Source organism: Micromonospora tarensis (assembly GCF_016803395.1).
GTDB lineage: Bacteria > Actinomycetota > Actinomycetes > Mycobacteriales > Micromonosporaceae > Micromonospora > Micromonospora tarensis.
In genome coordinates, this window is sequence record NZ_JAEVHL010000069.1 from 1 (window position 1) to 26,816 (window position 26,816).

Consider the following 26,816-nt stretch of genomic DNA (forward strand, 5'->3'; position numbering starts at 1 on the left):
GTCGACCGACTCATCGCGCGCCGGCTGCCCGCCGGCCACCAGAGGGGGGACCACGTGCCCGAGGCATCAACCGCACCCGAACGCAGCCCCGTCGTCGCCAGCATCGTCACCAGCGCCCTCGGCGTCCTCGTCGGCCGGCGCAACGACGGCAAGCCGCCCTGGACGTTCATCGCCGGTGAGATCGAGCCCGGGGAGTCCGCCGCCGACGCCGCCGTCCGCGAGGTCAAGGAAGAGACCGGGCTGCTCGTCCGGGCCGGGGAGCGGGAGATCGGCCGCCGCGTCCACCCGAAGACCGGACGGACGATGGTCTACCTCGCCTGCTACCCGACCGGGAAGCTCGACGTGTTCGTCGGCGACGAGGAAGAACTGGCCGAGGTGAAGTGGGCCAGCCTCGACGAGGCGCAGCAGCTGCTACCCGGGCTGTTCGAGCCCGTGCTCGCGCACCTTCAGCGGGAACTGGGCAACTAGAACGACGGCACACACCACGACGGCCGCTCCGATTGGGGCGGCGTCGTTGATCACACCGCCTACCCGAACCAGCGTTCGCGTTTTCAAATGCCGCACAGATACCCGCGAGTAGTCGGGGCACAACGGACAGTCGATCATCGACCGGACTCGAAAACTGCAAGTTGCCCGATGCAAACGCCGCACGAATGTACGAAGATAAGTCCTTCTCGCGGCTGGAAACCCCAACCGAAGATGAGTTCCCGACAGCAATAGTTGCTGGTAGGAACAGTGCAACACCGGTCTCGTGGGGGGAACCGGACAGCGAACACACCGGGGGGTGGTGGACGCGTGAACAGCACGATGAGGCGTCTCGCCCTCGGGGCAGGACTCGCCATCGCGGGCGCCGCCGCAGCCATCGCCTTCAGCACCACCGCCCACGCCGACGACGGAACCCACCGCCCGGGGGGTGCGCTGGGAAGCGTCGTCGAGGTGGTCGACGAGGCGCTGCCCGATCCGGAGCCGACATCCGAGCCGACCAAGGGGCCCGTCGAGTCCGAGCCCGACGCTGATCCGGAACCCACCAAGGAGCCCGAGCCGCCCGCCGAGCCCGAGCACAACGACCCGCCGGCGGCCCCGCCCGGACGCAGCGACGACACGGACCACGGCCCCGACGAGCAGCACGGCAGCGACGAGCAGGCGCCCGGCCACGACGAATCGCCGGCCACCCCGCCCGCCAACAACGAGTCGCCCACCAAGGCCCCCGTCGACCTGCCCGTCGACCTCCCGGTGAAGCTGCCACCCGTCGCAGTGCCAACCCCGCCGGCCAGCGCCCCAACGCCAACGCCGGTGCCAGCCGTCGAGCCGACCGCGCCCGTCACCGAACCGGCACCTGGCGACCAGCCGGCCGCCGACACCGAGCCTGCCACCGAGTCGGCCGACGAGCCCGCCACGGACACCGAACCGGCCGAACCTGCGCCCGTGGCCCTGCCCGTGCCCATCGGACCCGTCGCCACCCGCCCGGTCGACGACGGCATCCACCCCGCCGCCCCGCCGGGCCACCGCGAACCCCGCACCGCCCGCGAGTGCGACGGGAAAACCCGCAGCCTCGACGACATCCGCCAGGCCATCCGCGCCGCCGCCACCCCCGACGCGCCGGAACCCGACCGGATCAGCAACCGCGGCGACCGGCCCTGCCCGGGTAGTCCCGCCGGGCCCGTCGCCCACGCCGGCGCCATGGCCGCCGTCACCGGCACCAGCACCCACCACGGGGACCAGGCGACCGCCGACGGGATCACCGCCGTCACCTGGCCCGCCCTCGCCCGGCTCCAGCAGCTGCGCGCCCGCGGTGACCTCCCCGCCGGGCGCAGCGAGCACATCGACCCCGGACCTGCCTGAGCAATCCCTGCCCGCAGCGCGACAGCGGGCACGTGCCGGCCTGGCCGGCGGGAGGCGGGCATCCGCGACACCCGACCTCCGATCACACCCCCGTCCCAGCACCACCCTTGATCGGAGTTGATCGCGAAATGAGCAGCACCACCGCACCGAAACCACCGACCAAGCGCCTGTTCGCCGCGGCTTGCGTGGCGGGCGGTACGACGTTGGGGATGTCCGCCATAGTGGCCTTCGGGCACTTCGCCTACAGCAGCATCCCCACGCCTCGGCTGGTCGCGTACTCGCTGGCCGCACTCGTCTGCGCCTGCGTGACCGCTGTCCTCACCGGCAGGTACCTGGTACAGAAGTGCCGTCGCGACGCCTGGTGGGACGGACACGCCGCCTGCGACGACCCGGACGCCGACTCCCTGCCGCTGCGGCGCATCAAGGCCGAGCTGGTGGAGCTAACTGACGCGGTCATCGCCCTGGCCGACGCCGCCGGGCAGCCTCGTCCGCCGCAGCCCCGCGCCCAGCCGGCGGGGAGTACCTACGCCAGCCGCGCGGCACAGAACGACACGGTGCTGCTCACCCGGCACGCTGAGCCAGCCGCCGCACCGCCGGTGCAGCTCGCAGAGCGGGAGCCCGCCGATCCGATCGCGGAGGCCCGGGCCGAGGGGTTCGCCGAGGGCTACGTCGCCGGCATCGAGAGGCGGATGGACGGCACCAACTAGCCGGCCCAGATTTCGCCCCATGTACGAGGGTCGTGCTTCCACTGCGAGGCACCCATGAACTTCGTGGCGTCCCACACGGCCCGCCCTCGGATCGGCGCACCGAGCCGAACGATCATCATCGACCGCAGCACGGCCTGGTGCAGGCTCACGTCCGTGATGGCCCGGTACGCCGCGACAGGATCGCGGGCAGCCAACAACGCGGCGATGGCATCGACCCGGCCGGCAGCGGTGATCTCGGCCTGGATCTCGTCGAGCCGTGCCTGCCCGCGGTCCATTCCGGTCTTCAGCGCCACCTTGACCGCGCCGCGTGACAGTGCGAACTCTGCGGCCAACTCGCCGAGGTTGCTCTCGATAGCGGCGGACTCGGCCCACAGAGCCTGGAGATCAACCCCCTTGGTCGGTTCGGGCAACAGCCGCTCGCGGGCATCCTCGCGCTTGAGCATCGCCTCCACCATGTCGCTGATCCACCGGTGGATCGGGTCCGCGCGCCACGTCCGGTGGCAGGACAGGCACCGGTACAGCAGCTTCCCGTTCCGGTCGTAGTTGACGTTCACGGTGACCGGGTCGCAGCGTTCGCAGATGAACAAGCCGGTCCCGACGTGCCTGCGGGCGGGACCGCTTTGGTGGATGCGCCGTGCAGGGTTCTCAAGGATTTGCTTCGCAGCACGCCACGTGGCAACGGACACGATGGCCGGGTTCGGTGCTGCGTACTCGATGCCGTGGAGGATCCGCAGCCCGGCGTTCCGTGGGTTGAGCAAAATCTTCCGGATCACGGGTGCCCGCCACGCCTTGCCGGTCGCGGTCAGTACCCCTCGCCGGTTGAGGGAGGTCTCCAGGCCGGAGAGTGAGCCGCCGGCGAGGACGTGTACGTACCAGGTCCGGATCTCGACCGCCTCTTCCTCGACCAGGTCCCGACCGTTCAAGGCAATGCCGTAACCTCGCGGTCCGCCGTGGTACTCACCCCGCTCGGCCCGGTCAAGCACCTCGGCCGCGACGCGCTCGGCAATCTCTTCGGCCTCGCCAGCGTCGCGTGCGGCCATCGTGCGGGCGATCTCGCGGCCCTGGGCGGTGTTGAGGTCGAAGCTGGGGGAGCGGACGTAGCGGTAGCGGATGCCGTAACCGGTGGCGAGGTCGATCAGGTCTTCGTGTTCGCGTGGCCGGCGGGTCAGCCGCCCGGCCGTGTACGCCACGATCACCGAGAACTTGCCAGCCTTGGCGTCGGCGATCAGCCGGTTGTACTCGGGGCGCGGCTTGCGGGAGTTGGTGCTGGCGCTGATGTCGTTGTCTCGGTAGACGCCGAAGACGGTCAGCCCTTCACGTCGCGCCAGTGCGTGGTTGTCCTTGTCCTGTCGCTCGACGCCCAGCTCTCGTCCCTCGCGGTCGTCACTGATGCGTTCGTAGATTGCCGCCAGTTCCATAACCCGGGAGTCTACGCACCATCGGGTGGTCCTCGGTGTGCACGGCGAGGTGGTTACGACCCGGGTCGCGGGGCAGACCGCGCGGCACCGCCCAGGACGCGAGCACCCCCTGGTGCTCCAGGCGCAGGTCCCAGTGCAGGCTACGGGCGTGGTGCTGCTGGATGACGAAGCGGGCGACGTCGTCCTCGGAGCCGGCCGGCGTGGGGCTGTCCGCCGGCACGGGCTCGGGCGTACGGGTCGCGTCCCGTCGTCGCCGGTACTCCTCCAGCCGGTCGGTCACACCCGCATTCTCCGGCAAACCGGACCACCGCGCTGGAGGCCGGAGTGTCCGGTTCGCTCGGCGGTCGGGGGCGCGGCGGGGTAGAACGGACCTCATGGACCTCACCGACCAGCCCACCGCCCAGCTCCCCGGTGACGTGCGGATGCCCCTGCTCGGCTTCGGCACCTGGCAGGCCACCGGCCAGGCGGGTTACGACGCCGTGCTGGCCGCGCTGGACACCGGCTACCGGCATCTCGACACCGCCACTGTGTACGGCAACGAGCGGGAGGTCGGCCGGGCGGTGCGGGAGAGCGGGCTGCGCCGGGAGGACGTCTTCATCACCACCAAGCTCCCGCCGGACCGGGTGGGCCGGGAGCGTCAGACGCTGGAGGCCAGCCTGGAGGCGCTCGGCGTCGACCACGTGGACCTCTGGTTGATCCACTGGCCGCCGTCGTCACCGGGGGACAGCATCCCGCTGTGGCGCGAGTTGCTCGCCGCCCGGAACGAGAACCTCACCCGGGCGGTCGGGGTGAGCAACTACAGCACGCCGGAGATCGACGAGCTGATCCAGTCGACCGAGGAGAACCCGGCGGTCAACCAGATCCGGTGGAGCCCGTCGCTGTACGACCGGCAGCGGCACGCCGAGCACCGGGACCGGGGCGTGGTGCTGGAGGGGTACAGCCCGTTCAAGACCAGCGACCTCAGTGACCCGGTGCTGACCCGGATCGCCAGCGCGCACGGCGTCTCGCCGGCCCAGGTGGTGCTGCGCTGGCACATCGACCACGAGATCGTGGTGATCCCGAAGTCGGTGACCCCGGAGCGGATCACCGCCAACTTCGACGTCTTCCACTTCTCGCTGACGGCGGAGGAGATGCGCGACATCGACGCGCTCGGTGGGGCCTGAACCGGCGAATTCCTTCAGTCGTCGAGTCAATGGTGAAGGGTATCGACATCGACGTACGTGACGGTATAGCGTCCCCGTCATCACGTTCGTCGATGCGTCAGTACCCCCCCGTCGCTGGAGGACCGCCATGGCCCGAACACCATCCATCCGTCTGCGCCGCCGTGGGGTGCTCGGCATCCCCGCCCTGGTGGTCGCGGCGTTGACCGTCGTCGCCCGACCCGCTGCGGCCAGCGCCGCGCCGAAGGCCGAGTGCCTCGCCGACCTGCTCCAGGACAGCTGATGGCGACCATTCCCTGGCTGGTGGACGTGCTGCGTGGCGCCGGGGTCCAGGTCGTCGTCGAGGGCGACTGGCTCAACCGGATGCGGCCCGGCTCCTTCGACCCGATCGGGGTGCTCTGGCACCACACCGCGTCGACCTCCAGCGCCAGCAACCCGCACCCGGCGCTCGGCATCTGCATCAACGGCCGGCCCGACCTGGCCGGGCCGCTGTGCCAGGCGCTCGTCGACTACCACGGTGTCTTCCACGTCATCTCCGCCGGTCGCTGCAACCACGCCGGGGTCAGCGGGGGCAGCGGGCCGATCCCGGCCGGGGACGGCAACACTCTGATGATCGGGTGGGAGATCGACTACAACGGCGTCAACCAGGAGATGACCGCCGCGCAGTACGACGCGTCGCTCGCCGCCACCGCCGCCGTGCTCACCCGCCTCGGCCGGGACAGCAGCTATGCCCGCGGCCACCGGGAGACCAGCACCACCGGCAAGATCGACCCGTCCTTCATCGACCTCAACGTCATGCGCGCCGACGTGGCGGCGCGGATGGCCGGCGGCGGCACCGCGTGGACCTCCACGGTGGACAACACCACGTCCAGCCGGTTCACCGCGAGTGCCAGCTGGGGTGTGTCGTCCTTCTCCAGCCAGCGCTTCGGCGCCGACTACCGGTACGCCGACCCGGTCGCCGCCAGCGACCCCGCCTGGTACCGGTTCAACGTGCCGGCGGCCGGCACCTACCGGGTCGACGCCTGGTGGCCGACGAACAGCGGCTACAACAGCGCCACCCCCTACATCATCGCGACCAGCACCGGCAACCGGACGGTGTACGTGGACCAGCGGGTGACCGGCGGGCAGTGGCGGGTCCTCGGCACGTTCACCCTGCCGGCCGGGGACGCCAACCGGGTGGCGGTCAGCCGGTGGAGCAACGCCACCGGCCTGGTCATCGCCGACGCCGTACGCCTCACCCGGGTCTGACCTCGGCTGGCCCTGGTTCCTCCAGTCGACTTTCGGGAAGTCGGGGTGTCCTGGGCGCGAGGGTGCCCCGACTTCACGAGATCGGAGTGGATCGTGGCGGCGGCAACTGGTAACGAGCCGGCTCATGCTCGTCCGCGGACCTACGACCCCGAGTCACGCACCGGGCAGTGCGTTTGCCGGTGCCGAGCCCGTCGGTGCCCGCACGGTGAAGCCACGAGCCGTGTACCTCGCTGACCCGGACGTCGCCACCGGACCGCGTGTAGGCCGCCTGCCAGTCGCGGATGGTCTCGTAGGCGCCGTGGTCGAGATAGTCCAGGTGTAGTTCGAGTTCGACGTGCTGCCCCGGAGGCAGGGTGGCGAGTCGGCGGGTGAGCCGTCCGGAGGCGACGAAGGCGAGTGTTCCGGTGATCGACACGAGCCAACTGCCGGAGTTCGGCTCGGTGAGGTGGATCTCGCACCGGGCCAACCGCCACAACATGAAGAGCGCGGCCGTCGCCATGCCCAGCCCGACCCCGATGAGCAGGTCCGTCGCGGCCACGCCGACCGCCGTGACCACGTAGATCGGCAGCTCCCGGTGCCGGGTGTACGTGCGGATCTGGGCGAGGCTCACCAGCCGCAGGCCGACCACCACGAGGACGGCGGCGAGCGCGGCCATGGGGATCATCTCCAGCAGTACGGTGCCGCCCATCACGAACCCGGCGATCCAGACTCCGTGCAGGATGGTGGAGGCGCGGGTGCGTGCCCCGGCCGCGACGTTCGCCGAGCTGCGCACGATGACGCCGGTAACCGGGAGGCCGCCGAGCGTTCCGGATGCGGCGTTCGCGGCGCCCTGGGCGATGAGTTCACGATCGAGGTTCGCCCGTGGGCCGTGGTGCATCCGGTCGACGGCCACCGCCGAGAGAAGCGACTCCACGCTCGCTACCAGGGCGATGGTGAGAACTGCCGGGAGGACTTCCCACAGCGGTGCGTCGGGCCAACGGGCGAAGGTGAGTGCGCTCAGGGGGTTGGCGGGCAGATTCACCCGCTCCACGTCGGCGCCGAGGGCCGTCGCGACCACTGTGGCGACCACCACCGCCACCAGGGTCGCCGGCAGCATGGTGGTCTTGACCAGGCGTGACCAGACCAGCAACAGCGCCATGGTCAGCGCGCCGAGCAGCACCGACACGCTGTGGTAGTCGGCGACCTGGCCGGGTAGGTCACGGAGGTTCGCCCACGCGGAGCTCTGGGGCGCGCCGCCGAGCGTGACGTGGACCTGGCTCAGCGCGATGACCAGGCCGATGCCGGCCAGCATCCCGTGTACGACTGTCGGCGACAGTGCGAGCGCGGTCCGCCCGAGGCGGGTGATGCCCAGCAGGATCTGCAGCATCCCGGCGACTGTCACGATCGCCGCGGTGCCGGCGAAGCCGAACTCGGCGATGGTGCTCGCGACGATCACGGTGAGCCCAGCCGCCGGCCCGCTGACCTGGAGCGGCGCGCCGCTGAGCGCGCCGGCGACTATTCCGCCCACGACGGCGGCGATCAGCCCGGCCAGCAGCGGTGCTCCGGAGGCGGCGGCGATGCCCAGGGACAACGGGATGGCGATCAGGAAGACGACGATCGACGAGGGGACATCGTGCCGAAATGACGCTAAAGCCGACATGTTCCGGAAGGTACTCAGATAATATTAATGCATAGTTAAGCGTGATTCTTTCATCTCGATATCGCCGGGTGGCCCGCGCGGAGTTCTGCGCCGTCCGCTTGGGCGAGCCCGCGACAGCGACGTGCGGGGGCGTGACCGTCCAGGTCGCGCCCCCGCCGTCGTGGTGTCGGCTCAGCTGCGGGAGCAGTTCGCCCCGTTGAGCGAGAAGCTGCTCGGGGACGAGTACGACCCGCTCAGCGTGCCCTGGTAGCCGAAGGTCGCCGTGCCGCCGGGCGCGATCGACCCGTTGTGGCCGACGTTCCGGGCGGTCACCGCGGACCCGCTCTGGCTCACCGTGGCGTTCCACGCGCTGGTGATCGTCTGCCCACCGGGCAGGGAGTAGTTGAGCGTCCAGCCGTTGATCGCGCTGGAGCCGGTGTTGGTGACCTGCACGTCGGCCGTGAAGCCGTTGCCCCACGAGTTCGCCGTGTACTTCACCGCGCAGCTCGCGCCACCGCTCGGCGGCGGGGTGGTCGGCGGCGGGGTGGTGGGGTTGCCGCCTCCGTTGACGTTGGCCGAGAACGAGGTCACCGCGAGGCCGACACCACCCTGCCACGGCTCGAAGCCGGCCTGGATGCTGGTCAGGTACCACGAGTTGGTGATCGCGCCCCGGTTGCGGGTGTCGTTGATGAAGTCCAGCACGCTGAAGTTCAGGCTGGAGATCGCGGACGGCGCGACGTAGGAGATGACGTTGTTGGAGCCGTTGCTGCCCCGCCAGACCTCCCAGGTCCGACCGGCCAGGTTGGCGGTGCCGACCACCGAGCCGATCGGCTGGATCGGACCCTGACGGTTGAGCCAGATCATGATCTCCATCTGGTTCACCCCGTCCTTCTTGGGCGACGGGTCCAGCCAGATGTCGTACGAGGCGTTGTAGATGCCGCTGACGTACCGGTAGGAGATGCTGCTGGTGGCGCTGCTGATCTGGCTCACCTGGATCGGCAGGTTCGTGCCGGGGGAGCAGTTGGTGTAGTGACAACCGAAGAACACCGAGGGGTACGCGGTGGGCGCGCCGTTGGTGGGGCTGCTGCCGTTCAGCGTGGTGATCTCGAAGCCGGTGCTGGTGACGTTGATGCACTGCTGGGCGGTGGTGCCCCAACGGTTGTTCTGCACCACGTAGCGGCCCTGGATAGTGGTCGAGCCGTACTGTTCGCAGATCTGGGTGTCGGCGGAGGCGTTGCCGCCGAGAGCCACGGCGACGAGTGTGCTGGTGATGAGCAGCCCGGCGGCGGCCAGGGCCCGAAGTTGACGTTTCATGACGCTCCTTGACTCGGCGCGTGCCGGGCGCCGATTGTGGTGGGTGCAGTGCGGGAGCGCTCCCACGCTCAACGACACATTTACATGTCTGAAACTCATCCGCAACCGTGCGCGACGAACTGGTGGTCGAGGGCGCGCCGATTGGCCCTGGTGTGCGCCGATCGCTCCGAGTAGCGTGTTGCCTCCAACGCGTTCCGCTCCCCCTCCGGAGGCGTACACCACCATGGGTGGCTCCCCCCTGCGCATCCTCGTCGTCGGCGCGGGCATCGCCGGCCTGGCGGTGGCCCGGGCGCTGCGCCTGGCGGGCTTCCGGCCCGACGTCACCGACAAGCTGCCACCGGGGGAGTCCACCGAGACCGGCCTCTATCTGCCCGGCAACGCCGCCCGCGCGCTGCACCGGCTCGACCTGCACGACCCGGTCCGGCCGGTCGGGCAGGTGATCCATCGGCAGCGGTTCTTCGACGCCGACGGCGTGCAGCTCTGTGAGGTCGACCTCGACACCCTCTGGGCCGGCGTCGGCGAGTGCCGGGCGCTACCCCGGGCCGACCTGCACCGGGTGCTGCTCACCGGTGCCGGCGGCGCCGTCCGGCACGGCGCCGAGGTCCGCGCCCTGGACCTGCTCCCCGGCGCGGTCGGCGTCACCTTCACCGACGGCACCACCACCGAGTACGACCTGGTCATCGGCGCCGACGGGCCGCGCTCCTCGGTCCGCGCGTTGGCCGCTCTCGGCGGGCCGCCCCGCCCGGTCGGCCAGGTGGTCTACCGGGCCGTCCTACGGGACGCCCCGCCGGTCACCGAGTGGACCGCCCTCCTCGGCCAGCGCTCCGGGTTCCTGATGGTGCCGATCGGTGCCGGGCGGCTGCACCTCTACGCCGACGAGGCCGGCACCGAGGAGCCCGCCGACCCGCTGGCCCGGCTGCGGGAGCTCTTCGCCGACTACCGGGGGCCCGTGCCCGAGGTGCTGGCGGCGCTCGACGAGGTGCACGTCGGGCTCACCGACGAGGTGGAGTTGGGTCGCTGGTACCGGGGGCGGGTCCTGCTGGTCGGTGACGCCGCGCACGCCACCGCGCCGACGCTCTCCCAGGGCGCGGCGATGGCGCTGGAGGACGCCGTGGTGCTGGCCGAGTCGCTGCGCGCCGCCAACAGCGTGGAGGCGGCGCTCGTCGCGTACGAGAGTCGTCGTCGTCCGCGTACCCGCTGGGTGCGGGACCGGACCAGGGACCGCAACCGGACCCGGGACGTGCCGCCGGCGCTGCGCGACCCGCTGCTGCGCGGACGCGGCGGCCGGATCTTCGGGGAGCACTACCGACTCCTGCTCGGCCCGCTGTAGGCCCGTGGTAGATCGTGTCACGCCACCCCACGCGGCGCTGCGACCTGCCGGGGACTATCCTCCTTGCGGATGACGGCCCGCCGATAACCAGCGTGTGCCGAGCGGGACAACCGAGAACCGGAGGCCACTCGTGACCACCGTCGCACCCAAGCCGGTCGTGACCCGGCCCTGGCCGGTCCGGGAGCCGGTCAAGGGGTCGGCCATCGCGCGGCTGCTGCGAACCACGGACGCGAAGCAGATCGGGATCATGTACATGATCACCGCGTTCGTGTTCTTCATGATCGGTGGCCTGATGGCCCTGATCATGCGGGCTGAGCTGGCCCGACCCGGGCTGCAGTTCCTCTCGCCCGAGCAGTACAACCAGCTCTTCACGATGCACGGCACGATCATGTTGCTGTTCTTCGCGACGCCGATCGTGTTCGCCTTCGCGAACTACATCGTGCCGATCCAGATCGGCGCGCCCGACGTCTCCTTCCCCCGGCTGAACAGCTTCGCCTACTGGCTGTACCTGTTCGGCGGCACGATGGCGACCGCCGGTTTCCTCACCCCGGGTGGCGCCGCCGACTTCGGCTGGTTCGCGTACGCGCCGCTGAGCAGCGTGGAGCACTCGCCCGGCGTCGGCGCCAACATGTGGATCATGGGTCTGGCCATCTCCGGCCTGGGCACCATCCTCGGTGCCGTGAACATGATCACCACGGTGCTGACCCTGCGCGCGCCCGGCATGACCATGTTCCGGATGCCGATCTTCACGTGGAACATCCTGGTCACCAGCCTGCTGGTGATCCTGGTCTTCCCGTTGCTGGCCGCCGCGCTGTTCGCGCTCGCCGCGGACCGCATCCTCGGCGCGCACGTGTACGACCCGGCGACCGGTGGGCCGATGCTCTGGCAGCACCTGTTCTGGTTCTTCGGCCACCCCGAGGTCTACATCGTCGCGCTGCCGTTCTTCGGCATCATCAGCGAGGTCATTCCGGTCTTCTCCCGCAAGCCGATCTTCGGCTACAAGGGTCTGGTCGCCGCGACCGTCGCGATCGCCGCGCTCTCCATGAGCGTCTGGGCGCACCACATGTTCGCCACCGGTCAGGTGCTGCTGCCGTTCTTCAGCTTCCTGAGCTACCTGATCGCCGTGCCGACCGGTATGAAGTTCTTCAACTGGATCGGCACCATGTGGCGCGGTCAGATCAGCTTCGAGACGCCCATGCTCTGGGCGATCGGCTTCCTGGTCACCTTCCTCTTCGGCGGTCTCACCGGTGTGCTGCTGGCCAGCCCGCCGATCGACTTCCACGTGTCGGACACGTACTTCGTGGTGGCGCACTTCCACTACGTGCTCTTCGGCACCATCGTGTTCGCGGTCTTCGCCGGCATCTACTTCTGGTTCCCGAAGATGTTCGGCCGGATGCTCGACGAGCGCCTGGGCAAGGTGCACTTCTGGCTCACCATGATCGGCTTCCACACCACGTTCCTGGTGCAGCACTGGCTCGGCAACGAGGGCATGCCCCGTCGGTACGCCGACTACCTGCCCGGTGACGGCTTCACCACGCTGAACATGATCTCCACGATCGGCGCGTTCATCACCGGTATCTCGACGCTGCCGTTCATCTACAACTGCTGGAAGTCGTACAAGACCGGCCCGGTGGTCGAGGTGAACGACCCCTGGGGTCACGGCAACTCGCTGGAGTGGGCGACCAGCAGCCCGCCGCCGCTGCGTAACTTCGACAAGATGCCGCGAATCCGCTCCGAGCGGCCGGCGTTCGACGCGAAGTTCCCGGAGCTGGCCGCCGGCCAGAGCGTGGCCGGCCCGCCGGAGGGTGGCGCCAAGCCGCTCACCAGCGAGTCGGACGGCGGGGCCAGCTACCGCGAGGACACCGCCAGCAACCTCGACCGGAACTGACTGTCGAATTCAGCAGTACGACGGGCGCCGCCTCCTGGACCACCGGGAGCCGGCGCCCGCCGCCGTCTCCAGCCCGTATCCCCCCAGGGCCCGACCCCTGTTCCTCAGGCGAACCGGGCTGGAGCCGGCTGCTTGATCGGCCGACCGGCCCAAGATATTCGTGACCGCGCGCGCTCCGTGTCGGGTGGGGCGCGGCCCGACTCGACCTGGCCACGGCTCTGCGTGCCGTCTGCGTGCCGGTCCTGGCTGTCCCGGCCGGGCGAGCGCGGTTGGCTTCGCCGGCCCGACTTCCGACCATGTTCCTGCTGGAGCGGTATACCTGTGAGGCATATTCATGCCTCACAGGTATACCGCTCAGTGACGACATGCCGGTCGGGCTGGGGAGCTGTCGGGTTCGGTCGAGGTTGCTGGCCCAGCGGCAGAGCCGCGACCGCGCCGGGGACCGGTCGGCCCGGGACTGGTCGGGCCCGGGCGCGGGCGGCGGCGTGGCCGAGGGTCGGCGGAGGCGGGTGTCAGCGGGTGGCGGCGGTGAGATCGGCCTCGACCGACGGCGGGGTGGCCGCAACGGCTCGGCGGCGGCGCAGCTCGATCGGGAGCACCACGAGGGTGACCAGCGCGCCGAGCGCACCGGTCACCGCGAAGCCCCAGAGCGGGGCGCTGGCGTCGATCACCGCGCCGGCGAGCGGCGCGCCGACCGCGATGCCGACGGTGACGGCGGAGCCGTGCAGGCCCATCGCCTCACCGCGTACCTCGGCCGGGACCAGGCGGCTGACCGCGTCCGAGCCGGCCGCGATGGTCGGCGCGCAGAGCATGCCGGCCGGGATCAACGCCAGGCCCAGCAGCCACCAGTGTGCCCCGCCCAGCCCGACCGGGATGGTGCACACGGCGAGCGTGGCGGTCAGCGCCAGCGGGGAGAACGAGCGGTGCGCGGCGCCGTAGGCGAAACCGCCGACCAGCGAGGCGACCGCCCAGATGGCCAGCACCGCGCCGGTCCAGCCGACCTCTCCGCTGGCCCGTAGGACAGCGACCACCGCCACGTCGGTGCCGCCGAGGACGAGCGTCGCGGCGGCACTGAGCGCCAGGACGGCGAGCAGTCGGGGCGTCAGCCACTCCCGGCGCGGCACCCGACGCTGCGGGCCGGTGGGCTCGGCGGCGGCGCGGATCGGCGGGTTCAGCAGCCACAGCGCGATCCCGGCGGCCACGATGCCGCCACCGACCAGGTACAGGGTGGTCTGCGCGGAGATCGCGGTGACCAGGGCCACCGCCAACGCCGGGCCGATCATGAAGGACAGCTCCACCGACATCGAGTCCAGCGCGTACGCCGGGCGGCGTTGGTCCTCCGGCACCAGCGCGGCGATCGACTGGCGGACCACGGAGAAGATGGGCAGGGCCAGCGAGCCGGCCACGAAGGCGGCCGGCAGCAGCAGCGGGTACGGCAGCGTCGGCGCGGTGGACCAGAAGATCGCCTCGGCGACGCCGGTGAGCACCAGGACCGGGCGCAGCCCACGCCGGTCCACCAGCCGGCCGAGCAGCGGCCCGCCGATCGCCGCGCCCACGGTGACCGCCGCACCCACCAGGCCGGCGGCCCCGTAGCCCCGATCCAGGTCGAGCACCACGTGGAAGGTCAACGTCACCCCGGTCGCGGTGAGCGGGATGCGGGCGAGGACGGCGACCAGCAGCAGCGGCCGCAGGCCGGGCAGGGCGAGCGCGCGCCGGTAAGGCTTCATGTTCACGTGGGTCCGTACCTCCGGCGACATCCTCGACCGACGGCGGCCCGGTGGCCAACCATTTAGGCCGTCATGCGGCCCTGATCACAGGCTCGCCGTGCAGGGTCACCCCCGCACCGTCCATCGCCCGCAGTGCCACGTCGGTGGTCGCCGGAGCGACGGCGGCGGTCAGGTCGAGCAGCACGGTGGTGGCGAAACCCTCCCGAGCGGCGTCCAGTGCGGTCGCCCGGACGCAGTGGTCGGTGGCGATGCCGACCACGTCGACCCGGTCCACGTCGTGCCGGCGCAGCCAGTCGGCCAGGCACTCGCCGCCGTCGGCGTGCCCCTCGAACCCGGAGTACGCCGCCGCGTGCTCGCCCTTGTGGAAAATCGCCTCGACCCGGGTGGTGTCCAGCTCCGGGTGGAACTCCGAACCGGTGGTGCCGACCACGCAGTGCCGGGGCCAGGACTCCACGAAGTCCGGCGGATCGCCGAAGTGCGCCCCCGGGTCGACGTGGTAGTCCTTGGTGGCTACCACGTGCGCCCACCGCTCCGGCTCGGCGGCGAGCAGCCCGGAGATGCCGGCGGCCACCCCCGCCCCGCCCGGGACGGCCAGCGAGCCGCCCTCGCAGAAGTCGTTCTGCACGTCCACGATGATCAGCGCGTTGGCCATCGGGGTTCCCTTCGAGATCGGTTCGGCGGCAGGGCTCAGTCGGCGGGTACGACGGTGACCGGCACGGCCGGATCACCGGCCGACAGCTTCAACCCCTCCCACGGAATGGAGATCAGGCACTCGCGCAGGTGCTCCCGTGACTGGTCGAGGGTGGGCAGCGACACCGGCTCGCCGGCGACCACGTACGAGTGCTGGAGCATCCGGTCGTTGGGCTGTCGGTCCGGGACCCCCTGCGGCACGATCACCTCTTCGGTGGCGGTGCCGGTCGGCTTGTGCCGACGGACCGCGACCTTCCGGCCACCGATGGTCGCCTTGTGCTCGGAGCGCTTCACCACCGGTCGTCCCTCGACCTCGACGAGTTTGTAGACCAGGCCCGCGGTCGGCGCCCCGGAGCCGGTGACCACGGCGGTGCCCGCGCCGTACATGTCCACAGGTTCGGCGGCCAGCGCGGCGATCGCGTACTCGTCCAGGTCACCGGAAACGATGATCTTGGTCTCGGTGGCGCCCAACGAGTCGAGCAGTTCCCGGGACTGCTGGGCGATCACCGCCAGGTCACCCGAGTCGATCCGGATCGCCCGCAGCTCCGGCCCGGCCACCGCGATCGCGTTACGGATGCCCTGGCTGATGTCGTAGGTGTCGACCAGCAGCGTGGTGTCCTTGCCCAGCGTGGCGACCTGCGAGGCGAACGCCGCCCGCTCGTCGTCGTGCAGCAGGGTGAACGCGTGTGCGGCGGTGCCCGCCGTCGGGATGCCGTAGCGCGCACCGGCGGCCAGGTTGGACGTGAAGCGGAACCCGGCCAGGTACGCGGCCCGCGCCGCGGCCACCGCCGCCTCCTCGTGGGCCCGGCGCGACCCCATCTCGATCAGTGCCCGGCCGCGTGCGGCGGTCACCATCCGGGCCGCCGCGGCGGCCACCGCGCTGTCGTGGTTGAGCACGGACAGCGCCAGCGTCTCCAGCACCACGCACTCGGCGAAGCCGCCGGAGACGGTGAGGATCGGCGAACCGGGGAAGAACAGCTCACCCTCGGCGTACCCGTCGACGTCGCCGGTGAAGCGGTAGTCGGCGAGCCAGGCCGCCGCCGCCTCGTCGACCACCCCGGTGCGCAGCAGGAAATCGACCTCGCTGGGATCGAACCGGAAGTCGCGGATCAGCTCGATCAGGCGGGCCGTCCCGCCGACCACACCGTACCGGCGGCCACTGGGCAGCCTGCGGCTGAACACCTCGAAGACACACCGGCGGTCGGCGGTGCCGTCCCGCAGTGCCGCGCTGACCATGGTCAGCTCGTAGTGGTCGGTCAGCAGCGCGGGGCGGTTGATGGTCACCGCCCCAGCCTAAGGTTCAGCCCGCGTCGCCGCCGTCGTGGCCCGGGATCGAACGTAGCGCCGCCCACAGCTCGGCCCGACCGGTCACGCCCAGTTTGGTGTAGATCCGCTGGAGGTGGTTCTCCACGGTACGGGCCGAGAGGTAGAGCCGTTCGGCGATGGCCCGACTGGACGCACCGTGCGCGGCGAGGCGGGCCACCTGCCACTCCCGCTCGGTGAGCTGTGGCGCGCCCGCCTGCAACGCCGGCGTCCGGATCAGCTCGCACCGCCCGAGCAACCCGGCGAGGCGCTCCCGGGCGTCGGTGGCCGCCGGTGAGTGCTGCCGGCGCAACCGTTGGACGGCCTGGGAGGTGGCCTCGGCCGCGTACACGGTCAACTCCAGGGCGGCGTAGTCGTCGGCGACCGCGAGCAGGTCGGTGGGGGAGTCGGTCGCCGCGGCGCGGGCGTGCCGGGCGAGCAGCGGCGGAAGCGCACCGTCGACCCGCTCGGAGAGCTCGGCGAGGCGCTGCGCGACCGTGCGCCGGCCACCGTCGGAGCAGGTGGGCCCGACCGGCAGGCCAGCCTGGTCGAGTCGGACGAGGTCGTGCAGGGCGTGCACCTCGTGCCCGGCGAAGCCGTCCGAGCGCAGTCGGTCCACCAGCTCGCTGAGCTGCTTGGCCGCGCCCGGCACATCACCCGACGCGGCGAGTGCGCCGGCCCGGGCCTGCTCCAGCCACGGATAGAGCACCGCCATGCCCGGTGCGTGGGTGCGGTCCGCCTCGGCCATCGCCGCGGCGGCCTGCGCGGCGTCACCGCGCAGCGCCGCCGACTGGGCGCGCTCGGCCTGGGCCAGACCGGCGTAGACCCGGCTCGTCGCCAGCACCGCGCAGGCGCCCAGGGAGGTCCGCAGGGCGGCGTCGCTCTGCCCGCGCATCCGGGCCGCGTACGCCTGGAGGATGGCCAGATAGCCGGTGCCGAGGCGGAAGTCACCCTCGCCGGCCAGGTCGGCGAACTCGTCGGCGACGATCGCGTCGATCCCGGCCAGGTCGCCGGTGAGCATGAGCCGGGTGCCCCGGGCGAGCTCCAGGGCCAGCTGGAGGTACGGCATGTCGGTGCGCCAGTTGGCCGCGGCGGAGTGCACCTGGGCGATCGCCGTACCGCTGCGGCTCAGCTCGCCCTGCGCGGCCTGGACGTACGCGATGGTGGATCGGGCCAGTTCGCGGGCGGCGACGCCGGCCGCCGGCCGGTCCAGCACCTGTTGGCTGAGTCGCACGGCGGTGGCGGTGTCCAGCCGGTGCAGGCGCATGATCGCCTCGAAGGCGTGCACGCGGGACCGGTCCGCCGAGTCGGTGAGCTGCTCGACGCTGCCCGCTATCTCCTCCACCGTGGACTGCCGGCTCAGCCCCCAGTAGCTGACCATCGCGCGGACCGTCAGCCAGCGGCAGAGCCGCCGCTCGTCGCCGGCGGCGGGAGGCACCGCGTCGAGGACCTCGATCGCCTCCTCGGGCCGGTCGGCGAACATCAGGATGGTGGCCAGCAGCTCCGCCGCGTCCGAGCCGCCGTCGGCGTTCAACGCGGCGCGAGCCAGCCGGGTCGCCAACGGCACGTCATAGCGGGTGAAGGCCTGCACCGCGGCATCGAGCAGCAGGGCCGCGTTCTGTGCGGTGCCCGAGTCGAGCCGCCAGACCGCCACCCGCAGCAGGTCGTCGCGCCGTCGCTTGCCGACCTGCTCCAGCAGCTCGGCGAGGTGCGCCTGTAGTCGACGGGTGCGGCTGACCGGGCAGCGGCGGCGCATCACCTCGCCGTAGAGCGGGTGGGCCAGCCGGACGTTTGTGCGCCGGTCGTGCTGGACCACGGTGATCAGCCCGCGTTCCTCGGCGGTCTCCACGTCCGACTGGTCGGCGGCCTGTCTGAGCAGGTGCAGGCCGAGTGGTTCGCCGAACGCGACCAGCTCGACGACCGCGCGGACGCCGTCGGTGAGCTTTCCGACCCGGGTGTCGATGAGGTCGGTCAGGTTGGGTGCCAGCTCCAGCCGCCCGGTCCACTTCCAGATCCCGTAGGTGCGCTTCAACTCCGCGCTGCCGCTGGCGGCGTGCACCAGCTCGCGCAGCAGCAGCGGATTGCCGGCCGAGAGCCGACCGAGCCGGTCGGCGGAGCCGGCGTCGACCGGGCCGCCCAGGATGGCCGCCAGCAGGTTGGTTGTCTCCTCCTGTCGCATCGGGGTCAGCTCGACGTGCTCGACCAGGTCGTCGGTCCACAGTGCGCGGATCGGCAGCGGGATCTGCTCGCCGTCGCGCAGGGTGCCGACCACCGTGGCGTTCTCCGCCCGGGCGACCAGGTGCACCAGCGCCGCCGAGGGCGGATCGAGCAGGTGGGCGTCGTCGATCGCGAGCACGATCCGTCGCCCGGCCGCCTGCTGTTGCAACACGTTGAGCGCCCAGCGCAGCACGCCGGCGGGGGAGAGGCCCTGCGGCTGCTCGGCGGGGAGGACCTGCACCAGCCCACCGAAGGGCAGCGCGGCGGTGGTGGCGCTGGCCGCGATGGACCAGATCGCGAACCGGTCGGTGGGCAGCGCGGCCACGCCCTCGCGCAGCAGCCGGCTCTTGCCGATGCCAGCGCTGCCGCTGAAGAAGAGCCCCCGGCCGACTTCGCCGGTCACCGCCGCCAGCAGGCGGTTCAGCTCATCCGTCCGGCCGACGAACTCCCATCGACTCATTCGCGCAGCATATCGATCGGATTCCGTCCGCGCCCGTACCGTCACCGTACGAAGTTGAGTAGTCGCACAATTACCGCTGAGTATTCGAGGTGTTCCGCCCGGTCGACGGCCCGCCCGTATTCTTCCGACATCCGGGTTGTGCACCGGAATTTCCGCGACCGGTTGACCGGTCACCTGCAACGGGAGGCCACCTGATGAAGCAGGGCCCTCTCCCCTCGGTCGACTCTTCGGACGACATGGCCGGCTCAACCGATCTGCCCAGTTGCGGCCCGCTGCCCACCCGGGTCGGCGTGCCGGGCGCCGCACCGGAGGAGCCCCTCGGTGTGGTCGCCGTCGGCCCCGCCGGTGCCGAGCGGCGCGCCGTGCTCGCCACCCTGCTCGGGCTCGACCCGGTCATGCTCACCGTGCCGGCGGGCAGTTGGTTGGTGGTGCGGGACGCCAAGGTGCCCACCCGGGCGGCGTTCGTGCCGGGTTACCGCCAGCCGCACTCCTACGGCGCGGACCGGGACGCCGCCGGCCCGGCGTTGGCCCGTCCACCCCGGCGGGTCGAGCTGAGCGTGCCCGAGCCACTGCTGCGGCACTTCACCCTGATCGACGTCCCGGACACGGCCACCCTCGGCGTGGCCGGCACCCGGCTGCTGCTGGAGGCGGCGGGTCGAGCCGGTGCGCTGCTCTTCGTGATCGCCGCCGACCAGGCGTTCACCGCCGCCGAGCTGAACCTGCTCGCCGAAGTCGCCCCGACCTCGGTCGAGGTGGTCTTCACGGTCACCCCTGGCACGGCGGGTTGGGCTCCGCTGGCCGACGGCGCGGCGACGACGGAGGACGCGGGGGCGTCCGTCCCGCCGGTCGAGGGTACGACCGCCGAGGTGGACGCGGTCGCGGTGACCGTGGCGGCTCACCGGGCGGCGTTGCTGGCCGCGGTGCCGGCGCTGGCCGGCGCCCGATGGTTTCCGGTTGACGACGCCGACTCCGCCGCCGACCTGCGGCGGGCCCTGGTGGGCTGGTCGTCGCGGGAGGGGTTGCGGCGGGCCAGTGTCGCTCCACCGGTGCTGCCCGGCCAGCACGGCCGGGTCGCCGTGGCCACCGACCCGGGCGACTGGTCCGAGCGGCTCGACCGGCACACCCGCTCGTGCGCGCAGCGGATCCGCCAGCACCTCGCCCTGGAACTGGCCAACATCCACCTGCGGGCGGTCCAGGAGATCGTGTTCGGCGTCGGCTGCGCGGGCCTGCCGGACCTCCTGGACCGGGAGATGGCGGCGTTGTCGTTGTTGGCCACCGCACAGTGCGACCAGGCGGTGCGGGGCATCGTCGTCGACGTGGCGTCCCGGGTGCTCGGCGCGCCGCCGACCGAGGGCGTGCGTCGCCGGATCGCCACCGCCGTGCGGTACGGCCTGGCCGACCACCGGCCGGGCCACGAGTTGGACAAGGTGCTGTTGATCACCAGCACGGCCGGGGTGGCCGAGTTGACCGGCCCGGCGGCGATCGACGCCGCCGCCAGCTATCCGTCGGCGTCCCACGACGAGGTGCTACCGCCGGTCGCGGTGGCGCTCTCCGGCGGCTGCTGGCAGCAGTGGCGGATGCCCGGCACCGACGACCACAGCGCGGCGCGGGCCTGGTCCCAGCGGGCGGTGCGTGAGGTCGAGCTGGGGTTGTCCAGGGAGATCTCCCGACGGTTCGAGGTGATCCGCCTCTCGCTGGGCGCGGTGCTCTCCGATGCAGTTGATCACGGCATCCTGCTCGCCTGACGGCGGCGCCATCGGTGGGTCCCGGTCCGGCCCGGAGCGGGCGTCCGATGGTGTCCGGGGCGGGTCAGGGGTGCCCGGTGTTGGCGATCCGCGCCGGTCCGGCGTTCCGGTTCCTCGGTTCCGGGAAACCGGTGGCACGATGGGGGGCATGGCGGCTCCGCAGGTTGCACCGGTCGAGACGCCGGACACTGACGAGGTGCCGGCGTCCGACCGGCAATGGGTGACGATCGTGTGGGACGACCCGGTCAACTTGATGACGTACGTGACCTGGGTCTTCCAGAAGCTCTTCGGCTACAGCCGGGAGAGGGCCGAGCAGCTGATGCTGGACGTGCACCACAAGGGCCGCGCCGTGGTCTCCACCGGTGCCCGGGAGCGGATGGAGCACGACGCGTCGCAGCTGCACGCGTACGGGCTGTGGGCGACGGTGGACAGGTCATGAGCATGTTCCGTCGCCAGGCCGGTCGTTACGTCGCCACCTTCGCCGTCGACGAGGTGCGGGTGCTGCGCAAGGTCGCCTCCGAGGTGGTGGGTCTGCTCACCGATGGGTTCGACCACACCGACCCGGTGGTCGGTCGGCTCTTTCCGGCGGTCTATCCACAGGACGCCCCCGGGACCGCCGAGTTCCGCCGCTACACCGAGGGCGACCTGAAGACCGCGAAGATCGATCAGGCGGGGGCGATCCTGGCCGCGTTGCCGGACGACGCCGGCGGTGAGGTGCGGCTGGACGCCGAGGCGGCCGAGGCGTGGCTGCGGGCACTGAACGACGCCCGGCTCGCGATGGGCGTCCGACTGGAGATCAAAGACGGCACGGATCTGGGTGAGGAGCTGGACGACGCGGTCGCTGACGACCCCGGGTCGAGCCGGGTGTTCCAGCTTTCGGTCTACGCCTATCTCGGATATTTACAAGAGTCGCTGCTCAACGCCTTGATCGACTAGGCGTGACCCGCACCACTTCGACCTGTGCTCGGCAGGCGTTAGGCTGGTGCACGTGTTGAGCATCGACCGGTCGATCATCGACGCGATCGTCGCCCACGCGCGCCGGGACCACCCGGACGAGGCGTGCGGCGTGGTCGCCGGTCCCGTCGGCAGCGACACCCCGACCCGGCACATCCCGATGGACAATGCCGCCCGGTCGATGACCTTCTACGAGTTCGACTCGATGGAGCACCTGCGGGTGTGGCGGGAGATGGACGACCGGGACGAGGAGCCCATCGTCATCTACCACTCGCACACCGCCACCGAGGCGTACCCGTCGCGGACCGATGTCTCCTTCGCCGGTGAGCCGGGCGCGCACTACCTGCTCGTCTCGACGCGTGAGCCCGACTCGGAGGAGATCCGGTCGTTCCGGATCGTCGACGGTGTGGTCACCGAGGAGCCGGTCCGGGTCGTGGAGGCCGGTGTGGACCCGCACGCCGTCCAGTCCTACATGTTCGGGCAGAGCCCGGCGACGGTCGACTACGAGTGTTCCGACCGCTGACCCGTCAGCGCCGTACCCGTCTCGTCCCGTCACCGTAGGCACACCCGAACGAGGAGTTCGACACCATGGCCATCGAGGTTCGCATCCCCACCATCCTGCGCAGCTACACCGGCGGCGCCAAGGTCGTCGAGGGCACCGGCGACACGCTCGCCGACCTGCTCACCGACCTGGATTCCCGGCACGGCGGCCTGCGCGGCCGGCTGATCACCGAGACCGGCACCCTGCACCGCTTCGTCAACGTCTACGTCAACGACGAGGACGTCCGCTTCCTCGGCGCGCTGGACGCCAAGCTCTCCGACGGCGACAGCGTCACGATCCTGCCCGCCGTGGCCGGCGCGCGTTCGGCTTCGCTGCGGCAGCGGCGATCAGCTCGCACGGCGCCGCGGCAACGGCGACCGGTTCGCACGGCGCCGCGGCAGCGGCGACCGGTTCGCGTCGTACCGTCGCGGCTCGCTGAGGCCGGCCGCCATGGCGCGGTACGACAGCCTGCTGGACGCCTGCGGGGGCACGCCGCTGGTCGGTCTGCCCCGACTCTCTCCGACGGTGCCCGACGGGGCCCCTCCGGTGCGGCTCTGGGCCAAGCTGGAGGACCGCAACCCCACCGGCAGCATCAAGGACCGGGCGGCGCTGTTCATGGTCCGTGCGGCGGAGGAGGCTGGTCGTCTCCGCGCGGGTGACACCATCCTCGAACCGACCAGTGGCAACACCGGCATCTCGCTGGCGATGGTGGCCAAGCTGCGCGGCTACCGGTTGGTGTGCGTGATGCCCGAGAACGTCTCCACCGAGCGGGTCCAGTTGCTCCGGATGTACGGGGCGGAAATCATCTTCTCGCCGGCGGCGGGCGGCTCCAACCAGGCGGTCGCCACCGCCAAGCAGATCTCCGTCGAGCACCCCGACTGGGTGATGCTCTACCAGTACGGCAACGAGGCCAACGCGCGGGCGCACTACGAGACGACCGGGCCGGAGCTGCTGCACGACCTGCCCGGCATCACCCACTTCGTGGCCGGGCTGGGCACCACCGGCACGCTGATGGGCACCGGTCGTTACCTGCGGGAAAAGGTCGAGGGCATTCAGGTGGTGGCCGCCGAGCCGCGCTACGGCGAGCTGGTCTACGGCCTGCGCAACATCGACGAGGGGTACGTTCCCGAGCTCTACGACGCCTCGGTGCTCTCCCGGCGCTTCTCGGTCGGCACCCGGGACGCGGTGCTGCGTACCCGCCAACTCGTGGAGGTGGAGGGCATCTTCGCCGGCTTCTCCACCGGTGCCATCCTGCACGCCGCGCTCGCGGTGGCCCATGAGGCGGTTCGCGACGGCCGGCGGGCCGACGTGGCCTTCGTGGTGTGTGACGGCGGATGGAAGTATCTCTCCACCGGCGCGTACGGCGGCACGCTCGCCGAAGCGGAGGATGCCCTGGAGGGGCAGCTCTGGGCCTGACCGGCCCGATCTCTCGACCACGGGCCGTCGACGCACGTCGACGGCCCGCGGTCCGCCGGCCTACCGCGAGTGTGTGTCACGTTCGTGACAACTTCCGCTGGATGATTCTTGCCGCCCGGTACCCAGCGTAGGCTGCGCCGTGTGACCTACGCGTCGGTGGAGATCATGGCTGGGGCAACGGCCGACACGGATGCTACTGACAGTAACAGCGAGACGACTCGATGCGACTGACCGTCCTCGGCTGCGCCGGCAGCTTCCCCGGCCCCGAGTCACCGTGCTCGGCCTACCTCGTCGAGGCCGACGGTTTCCGGCTCCTGGTCGACTTCGGCTCGGGGTCGTTGTCCAGCCTCCAGCGCTACGCGGGCCTGCACGCCCCGGACGCGATCGTGCTGACCCATCTGCACTGCGACCACATCCTCGACGCCGTGACGTACGTGGTGGTCCGCCGGTACGCCCCGGACGGTCCCTACCCGGCCCTGCCGGTGTACGCGCCCTCCGGCGCGCCGGACCGGCTCAGCGCCGCCTACGGCGACGACGGCACCGTGGAGGACGTCTACCAGTTCTACGCCCTCCAACCGGGCACCTTCCCGATCGGCCCGTTCACTGTCACCGTCGACCGGGTCAACCACCCCGTCGAGACGTACGGGGTGCGGTTGGAGCACGGCGGCCGGTCGCTGTGCTACTCGTCGGACACGGCGACCTGCGACGCCCTGCTGCGGCTGGCCCAGAACGCCGACGTCTTCCTCTGCGAGGCCAGCTACCTCGACGGGGTGGACAATCCGCCGGATCTGCACCTGACCGGCCGGGAGGCCGGCGAGACGGCGACCAAGGCCGGGGTGGGTCGGCTGCTGCTCACCCACCTGGTGGCGGCCTGGGGCAGCGAGGCACACACGCTGGAGTCCGCCGCCGCCGCCTACACCGGACCCATCGACGTGGTCCGGCCCGGCGCCAGCTACGACATCTGACCCGGCGCGTCCCGGTTTCGCGCGACCGGGGGCGCGGTGTTGCCAGGTACTGTTCGCCGGCCGGTCAGCGGACGGTCGTCTGACGCACCAGTGGCACCCGCACGGTGTGGGCATGCGGATCGCCATCGTGACCGAGTCGTTCCCACCGGACGTCAACGGCGTCGCGCACTCCGTGGTGCGGACAGCGGAGCACCTGCTCGACCGGGGCCATGAGCCGGTGGTCATCGCGCCCGCCCCGCCCGGTGGCCGGCAGGGCATCGACCGCCTGCCGTACCCGGTGGTGCGCATTCCGAGCGTGCCGCTGCCCCGCTACCAGGGCTTCCGGCTGGGCGTGCCGACAAACGCCCGACTGACCGGGGCGCTGCTCTCGGCGGAGCCGGACGTGGTCCACCTGGCCAGTCCGTTCGTCCTGGGCGCGCGGGCGGCCACGGTGGCCAGCCGGCACCGGCTGCCCACGGTGGCGGTGTACCAGACCGATGTGGCGGCGTACGCCCGGGCGTACCGGGTGAGTTGGGGCGAGGCGGCGGCGTGGCGCCGGATCCGCGAGATCCACAATTCGGCGCACCGCACCCTCGCCCCGTCCACCCGGGCCGCCGCCGACCTGATCGCCAACGGGGTGCAGCGGATCTGGTTGTGGCGCCGGGGCGTGGACGCCGTTCGCTTCGATCCGGCCAGGCGTTGCGCGGCCCTACGGGAGCGGCTGGCACCCGGCGGCGAGCTGCTGGTCGGCTACGTGGGCCGGCTCGCCCCGGAGAAGCGGGTGGAGTTGCTGGCCGCGACGTCCCGGCTGCCCGGGGTGCGGGTGGTGGTGGCCGGTGACGGCCCGAACCGTCGCCAGCTGGCCCGGGAGTTGCCCGGCGTGAGCTTCCTGGGCGTGCAGCAGGGTGCGGAGCTGGCGCGGCTCTACGCCAGCCTGGACCTGTTCGTGCACACCGGGCCGCACGAGACCTTCGGCCAGACCATCCAGGAGGCGCTGGCCTCCGGGGTGCCGGTGGTGGCACCGGCCAGCGGCGGCCCGGTCGACCTGGTCGACGAGGGGGTGACCGGGCTGCTGGTCGCACCGAACGACGGCGACGCGCTCGCCGCCGCCGTGGCCGACCTGGCCGGCGACGCCGACCGACGGCGGGCCTACGGGTTGGCCGCCCGGGTCGCGGTCAGCCGCCGTAGCTGGGCGGCGTCGGCGACGAGCTGATCGGGCACTACCACGCGGTACGCGCCGTGGCCGCCACCGCCGGCCTGCCGGCGGCATCGTGACCGGAACCGCCGGCGGGCTGCGGATCGTGCGGCTCGCCAATTTCGTGACAGCCCGCTCCGGTGGCCTGCGCACCGCCCTGCGGCACCTCGGGGCGGGCTACCGGGCGGCCGGCCACGATCCGGTGCTGGTGATCCCCGGCCGGGAGGACGCCGACGAGACGTACCCGTGGGGGCGGCTGGTCACAGTGCCCGGGCCGCGGCTGCCGGGCAGCGGCGGCTATCGGCTGCTGGCCGGCCGACGCCGGTTGGCCCGGCTGCTGGCCGACCTGGCGCCGGATCGACTGGAGGTCTCCGACCGGTCGTCGCTGCGCTGGACCGGCCGGTGGGCGCGGACGCACGGGGTGCCGTCGGTGATGGTGTCGCACGAGTCGCTGACCGGGCTGCTCGGCCAGTGGGGTGTGCCGCACCGCCTGCGCCGGCCGGTCGCCGACCGGCTCAACCGGGCGACCAGCCAGGCGTACGACCGGATCGTCTGCACGACCCGGTGGGCCGCCGAGGAGTTCGACCGGATCGGCGCCGGCAACGTGGACCTGGTGCCGCTCGGCGTGGACCTGGACACCTTCGCCCCGGAGCGGGCCGACCAGCGGGTGCGCGAGCGGTACGCCCGCCCCGATGAGTTGTTGCTGGTGCACTGCGCCCGGCTGTCCCCGGAGAAGCGGCCGGAGCTGGCCGTGCAGACCCTCGTCGAGCTGCGTCGCAAGGGTGTGCCGGCGGTGCTGGTGATGGCCGGCGACGGCCCGCTGCGCGGTGCGCTGGCGCGGCGGGCGGCGGGGCTGCCGATTACCTTCACCGGCTTCCTGCCGGACCGCACCGCGGTGGCCGGCTTGCTGGCCAGCGCGGACGTGGTGCTGGCGCCCGGTCCGGTGGAGACCTTCGGCCTCGCCGGGCTGGAGGCGCTGGCCTGTGGCACACCAGTGGTGGTCAACACGGCCAGCGCGCTACCGGAGGTAATCGGTGCGGCCGGGCTTGCCGCGGACGGCTCGGGGGTGGCGATGGCGGCGGCGGTGACCCGCCTGGCGG

22 protein-coding genes and 3 pseudogenes are annotated in these 26,816 nt (G+C 71.7%); 17 read left to right on the top strand and 8 right to left on the bottom strand.

Annotated elements, in window-relative coordinates:
• From JM949_RS15715 to JM949_RS15725, 3 genes are all read left to right on the top strand, one after another.
• On the top strand, positions 1–468 hold a 468-nt coding region (locus tag JM949_RS15715), incomplete at its 5' end, for an NUDIX hydrolase (protein ID WP_238433244.1).
• A 327-nt stretch (positions 469–795) separates the two neighbouring features.
• Complete coding sequence (locus tag JM949_RS15720) at positions 796–1,842, top strand: hypothetical protein (protein WP_203149214.1); 1,047 nt, start codon at positions 796–798, stop codon at positions 1,840–1,842.
• A 209-nt stretch (positions 1,843–2,051) separates the two neighbouring features.
• Positions 2,052–2,549: a hypothetical protein gene (locus JM949_RS15725; protein ID WP_203149215.1), complete on the top strand. Its 498-nt coding sequence runs from the start codon at positions 2,052–2,054 to the stop codon at positions 2,547–2,549.
• On the opposite strand, the gene JM949_RS15730 is transcribed toward JM949_RS15725, so the two are convergent.
• Together JM949_RS15730 and JM949_RS15735 are read right to left on the bottom strand one after the other, a co-directional pair.
• Complete coding sequence (locus JM949_RS15730; RefSeq protein WP_203149216.1) at positions 2,546–3,967, bottom strand: recombinase family protein; 1,422 nt, start codon at positions 3,965–3,967, stop codon at positions 2,546–2,548. The genes JM949_RS15725 and JM949_RS15730 overlap by 4 nt on opposite strands.
• 19 nt (positions 3,968–3,986) lie before the next feature.
• Positions 3,987–4,247: pseudogene (locus JM949_RS15735) on the bottom strand (DNA polymerase ligase N-terminal domain-containing protein); the annotation flags it as partial.
• A 94-nt stretch (positions 4,248–4,341) separates the two neighbouring features.
• Here JM949_RS15735 and JM949_RS15740 point away from each other — a divergent pair.
• From JM949_RS15740 to JM949_RS15750, 3 genes are all read left to right on the top strand, one after another.
• Positions 4,342–5,130, top strand: a complete 789-nt coding sequence (locus tag JM949_RS15740) for an aldo/keto reductase (RefSeq protein ID WP_203149217.1) — start codon at positions 4,342–4,344, stop codon at positions 5,128–5,130.
• A 127-nt stretch (positions 5,131–5,257) separates the two neighbouring features.
• The gene (locus tag JM949_RS15745) at positions 5,258–5,410 is read left to right on the top strand and encodes a hypothetical protein (protein WP_203149218.1); all 153 of its coding nucleotides are present in this window, start codon (positions 5,258–5,260) and stop codon (positions 5,408–5,410) included.
• The gene (locus JM949_RS15750) at positions 5,410–6,375 is read left to right on the top strand and encodes a golvesin C-terminal-like domain-containing protein (RefSeq protein ID WP_203149219.1); all 966 of its coding nucleotides are present in this window, start codon (positions 5,410–5,412) and stop codon (positions 6,373–6,375) included. The genes JM949_RS15745 and JM949_RS15750 overlap by 1 nt, the downstream gene beginning before the upstream one ends.
• A gap of 73 nt (positions 6,376–6,448) precedes the next feature.
• On the opposite strand, the gene JM949_RS15755 is transcribed toward JM949_RS15750, so the two are convergent.
• Together JM949_RS15755 and JM949_RS15760 are read right to left on the bottom strand one after the other, a co-directional pair.
• Positions 6,449–8,014, bottom strand: a complete 1,566-nt coding sequence (locus JM949_RS15755; RefSeq protein ID WP_203149220.1) for a SulP family inorganic anion transporter — start codon at positions 8,012–8,014, stop codon at positions 6,449–6,451.
• A gap of 171 nt (positions 8,015–8,185) precedes the next feature.
• On the bottom strand, positions 8,186–9,307 hold the full coding sequence (locus JM949_RS15760; RefSeq protein ID WP_203149221.1) for a GH12 family glycosyl hydrolase domain-containing protein: 1,122 nt from the start codon (positions 9,305–9,307) through the stop codon (positions 8,186–8,188).
• A 223-nt stretch (positions 9,308–9,530) separates the two neighbouring features.
• Here JM949_RS15760 and JM949_RS15765 point away from each other — a divergent pair, with 223 nt between their 5' ends.
• Positions 9,531–10,637: an FAD-dependent monooxygenase gene (locus JM949_RS15765; RefSeq protein ID WP_203149222.1), complete on the top strand. Its 1,107-nt coding sequence runs from the start codon at positions 9,531–9,533 to the stop codon at positions 10,635–10,637.
• Between the two features lie 130 nt (positions 10,638–10,767).
• The gene (gene ctaD / locus JM949_RS15770) at positions 10,768–12,525 is read left to right on the top strand and encodes an aa3-type cytochrome oxidase subunit I (RefSeq protein ID WP_203149223.1); all 1,758 of its coding nucleotides are present in this window, start codon (positions 10,768–10,770) and stop codon (positions 12,523–12,525) included.
• Between the two features lie 512 nt (positions 12,526–13,037).
• Here the strand turns inward: ctaD and JM949_RS15775 are convergent.
• Genes JM949_RS15775 through JM949_RS15790 form a run of 4 tightly spaced genes read right to left on the bottom strand, consistent with a single transcriptional unit; the run spans position 13,038 to position 18,921 of the window.
• On the bottom strand, positions 13,038–14,282 hold the full coding sequence (locus JM949_RS15775) for an MFS transporter (protein WP_203149224.1): 1,245 nt from the start codon (positions 14,280–14,282) through the stop codon (positions 13,038–13,040).
• Positions 14,283–14,322: 40 nt separating this feature from the next.
• Positions 14,323–14,904, bottom strand: coding sequence for an isochorismatase family protein (locus JM949_RS15780; RefSeq protein ID WP_203149225.1), 582 nt, complete (start codon positions 14,902–14,904; stop codon positions 14,323–14,325).
• Positions 14,905–14,939: 35 nt separating this feature from the next.
• On the bottom strand, positions 14,940–16,226 hold the full coding sequence (locus JM949_RS15785; RefSeq protein WP_203149226.1) for a nicotinate phosphoribosyltransferase: 1,287 nt from the start codon (positions 16,224–16,226) through the stop codon (positions 14,940–14,942).
• Positions 16,227–16,242: 16 nt separating this feature from the next.
• A complete protein-coding gene (locus tag JM949_RS15790; protein ID WP_203149227.1) occupies positions 16,243–18,921 on the bottom strand; it encodes a LuxR C-terminal-related transcriptional regulator in 2,679 nt (892 codons plus the stop codon).
• A gap of 194 nt (positions 18,922–19,115) precedes the next feature.
• Here JM949_RS15790 and JM949_RS15795 point away from each other — a divergent pair, with 194 nt between their 5' ends.
• The 9 genes and pseudogenes from JM949_RS15795 to JM949_RS15835 all read left to right on the top strand — a co-directional run.
• Positions 19,116–20,666, top strand: a complete 1,551-nt coding sequence (locus tag JM949_RS15795) for a P-loop NTPase family protein (RefSeq protein ID WP_203149228.1) — start codon at positions 19,116–19,118, stop codon at positions 20,664–20,666.
• A gap of 148 nt (positions 20,667–20,814) precedes the next feature.
• Positions 20,815–21,105, top strand: coding sequence for an ATP-dependent Clp protease adapter ClpS (gene clpS, locus JM949_RS15800; RefSeq protein ID WP_088946433.1), 291 nt, complete (start codon positions 20,815–20,817; stop codon positions 21,103–21,105).
• Positions 21,102–21,602 (top strand): DUF2017 domain-containing protein, encoded by a 501-nt coding sequence (locus JM949_RS15805; RefSeq protein ID WP_203149229.1) that lies wholly within the window; start codon positions 21,102–21,104, stop codon positions 21,600–21,602. The genes clpS and JM949_RS15805 overlap by 4 nt, the downstream gene beginning before the upstream one ends.
• A gap of 52 nt (positions 21,603–21,654) precedes the next feature.
• On the top strand, positions 21,655–22,143 hold the full coding sequence (locus JM949_RS15810) for a Mov34/MPN/PAD-1 family protein (protein ID WP_203149230.1): 489 nt from the start codon (positions 21,655–21,657) through the stop codon (positions 22,141–22,143).
• A 65-nt stretch (positions 22,144–22,208) separates the two neighbouring features.
• Positions 22,209–22,600: pseudogene (locus JM949_RS15815) on the top strand (MoaD/ThiS family protein).
• A gap of 11 nt (positions 22,601–22,611) precedes the next feature.
• Positions 22,612–23,577, top strand: coding sequence for a PLP-dependent cysteine synthase family protein (locus JM949_RS15820; RefSeq protein ID WP_203149231.1), 966 nt, complete (start codon positions 22,612–22,614; stop codon positions 23,575–23,577).
• A 221-nt stretch (positions 23,578–23,798) separates the two neighbouring features.
• Positions 23,799–24,542 carry an MBL fold metallo-hydrolase gene (locus JM949_RS15825; protein ID WP_203149232.1) on the top strand — a complete coding sequence of 248 codons (744 nt, stop codon included), beginning with the start codon at positions 23,799–23,801 and terminating at the stop codon, positions 24,540–24,542.
• Positions 24,543–24,654: 112 nt separating this feature from the next.
• Positions 24,655–25,796: pseudogene (locus tag JM949_RS15830) on the top strand (glycosyltransferase family 4 protein).
• Positions 25,793–26,816, top strand: a 1,024-nt coding sequence (locus JM949_RS15835; RefSeq protein ID WP_203149234.1) for a glycosyltransferase, incomplete at its 3' end; no start/stop codon positions are given. The pseudogene JM949_RS15830 and the gene JM949_RS15835, both read left to right, overlap by 4 nt.

What these genes read in the sequence shown, in the direction of transcription:
- JM949_RS15725 (WP_203149215.1), top strand. Translation starts at nt 2,052, where the DNA reads ATGTCCGCCATAGTGGCCTTCGGGCACTTCGCCTACAGCAGCATCCCC.
- JM949_RS15730 (WP_203149216.1), bottom strand. Translation starts at nt 3,967, where the DNA reads ATGGAACTGGCGGCAATCTACGAACGCATCAGTGACGACCGCGAGGGA.
- JM949_RS15740 (WP_203149217.1), top strand. Translation starts at nt 4,342, where the DNA reads ATGGACCTCACCGACCAGCCCACCGCCCAGCTCCCCGGTGACGTGCGG.
- JM949_RS15745 (WP_203149218.1), top strand. Translation starts at nt 5,258, where the DNA reads ATGGCCCGAACACCATCCATCCGTCTGCGCCGCCGTGGGGTGCTCGGC.
- JM949_RS15750 (WP_203149219.1), top strand. Translation starts at nt 5,410, where the DNA reads ATGGCGACCATTCCCTGGCTGGTGGACGTGCTGCGTGGCGCCGGGGTC.
- JM949_RS15755 (WP_203149220.1), bottom strand. Translation starts at nt 8,014, where the DNA reads ATGTCGGCTTTAGCGTCATTTCGGCACGATGTCCCCTCGTCGATCGTC.
- JM949_RS15760 (WP_203149221.1), bottom strand. Translation starts at nt 9,307, where the DNA reads ATGAAACGTCAACTTCGGGCCCTGGCCGCCGCCGGGCTGCTCATCACC.
- JM949_RS15765 (WP_203149222.1), top strand. Translation starts at nt 9,531, where the DNA reads ATGGGTGGCTCCCCCCTGCGCATCCTCGTCGTCGGCGCGGGCATCGCC.
- JM949_RS15775 (WP_203149224.1), bottom strand. Translation starts at nt 14,282, where the DNA reads ATGTCGCCGGAGGTACGGACCCACGTGAACATGAAGCCTTACCGGCGC.
- JM949_RS15780 (WP_203149225.1), bottom strand. Translation starts at nt 14,904, where the DNA reads ATGGCCAACGCGCTGATCATCGTGGACGTGCAGAACGACTTCTGCGAG.
- JM949_RS15790 (WP_203149227.1), bottom strand. Translation starts at nt 18,921, where the DNA reads ATGAGTCGATGGGAGTTCGTCGGCCGGACGGATGAGCTGAACCGCCTG.
- JM949_RS15795 (WP_203149228.1), top strand. Translation starts at nt 19,116, where the DNA reads ATGAAGCAGGGCCCTCTCCCCTCGGTCGACTCTTCGGACGACATGGCC.
- clpS (WP_088946433.1), top strand. Translation starts at nt 20,815, where the DNA reads ATGGCGGCTCCGCAGGTTGCACCGGTCGAGACGCCGGACACTGACGAG.
- JM949_RS15805 (WP_203149229.1), top strand. Translation starts at nt 21,102, where the DNA reads ATGAGCATGTTCCGTCGCCAGGCCGGTCGTTACGTCGCCACCTTCGCC.
- JM949_RS15820 (WP_203149231.1), top strand. Translation starts at nt 22,612, where the DNA reads ATGGCGCGGTACGACAGCCTGCTGGACGCCTGCGGGGGCACGCCGCTG.
- JM949_RS15825 (WP_203149232.1), top strand. Translation starts at nt 23,799, where the DNA reads ATGCGACTGACCGTCCTCGGCTGCGCCGGCAGCTTCCCCGGCCCCGAG.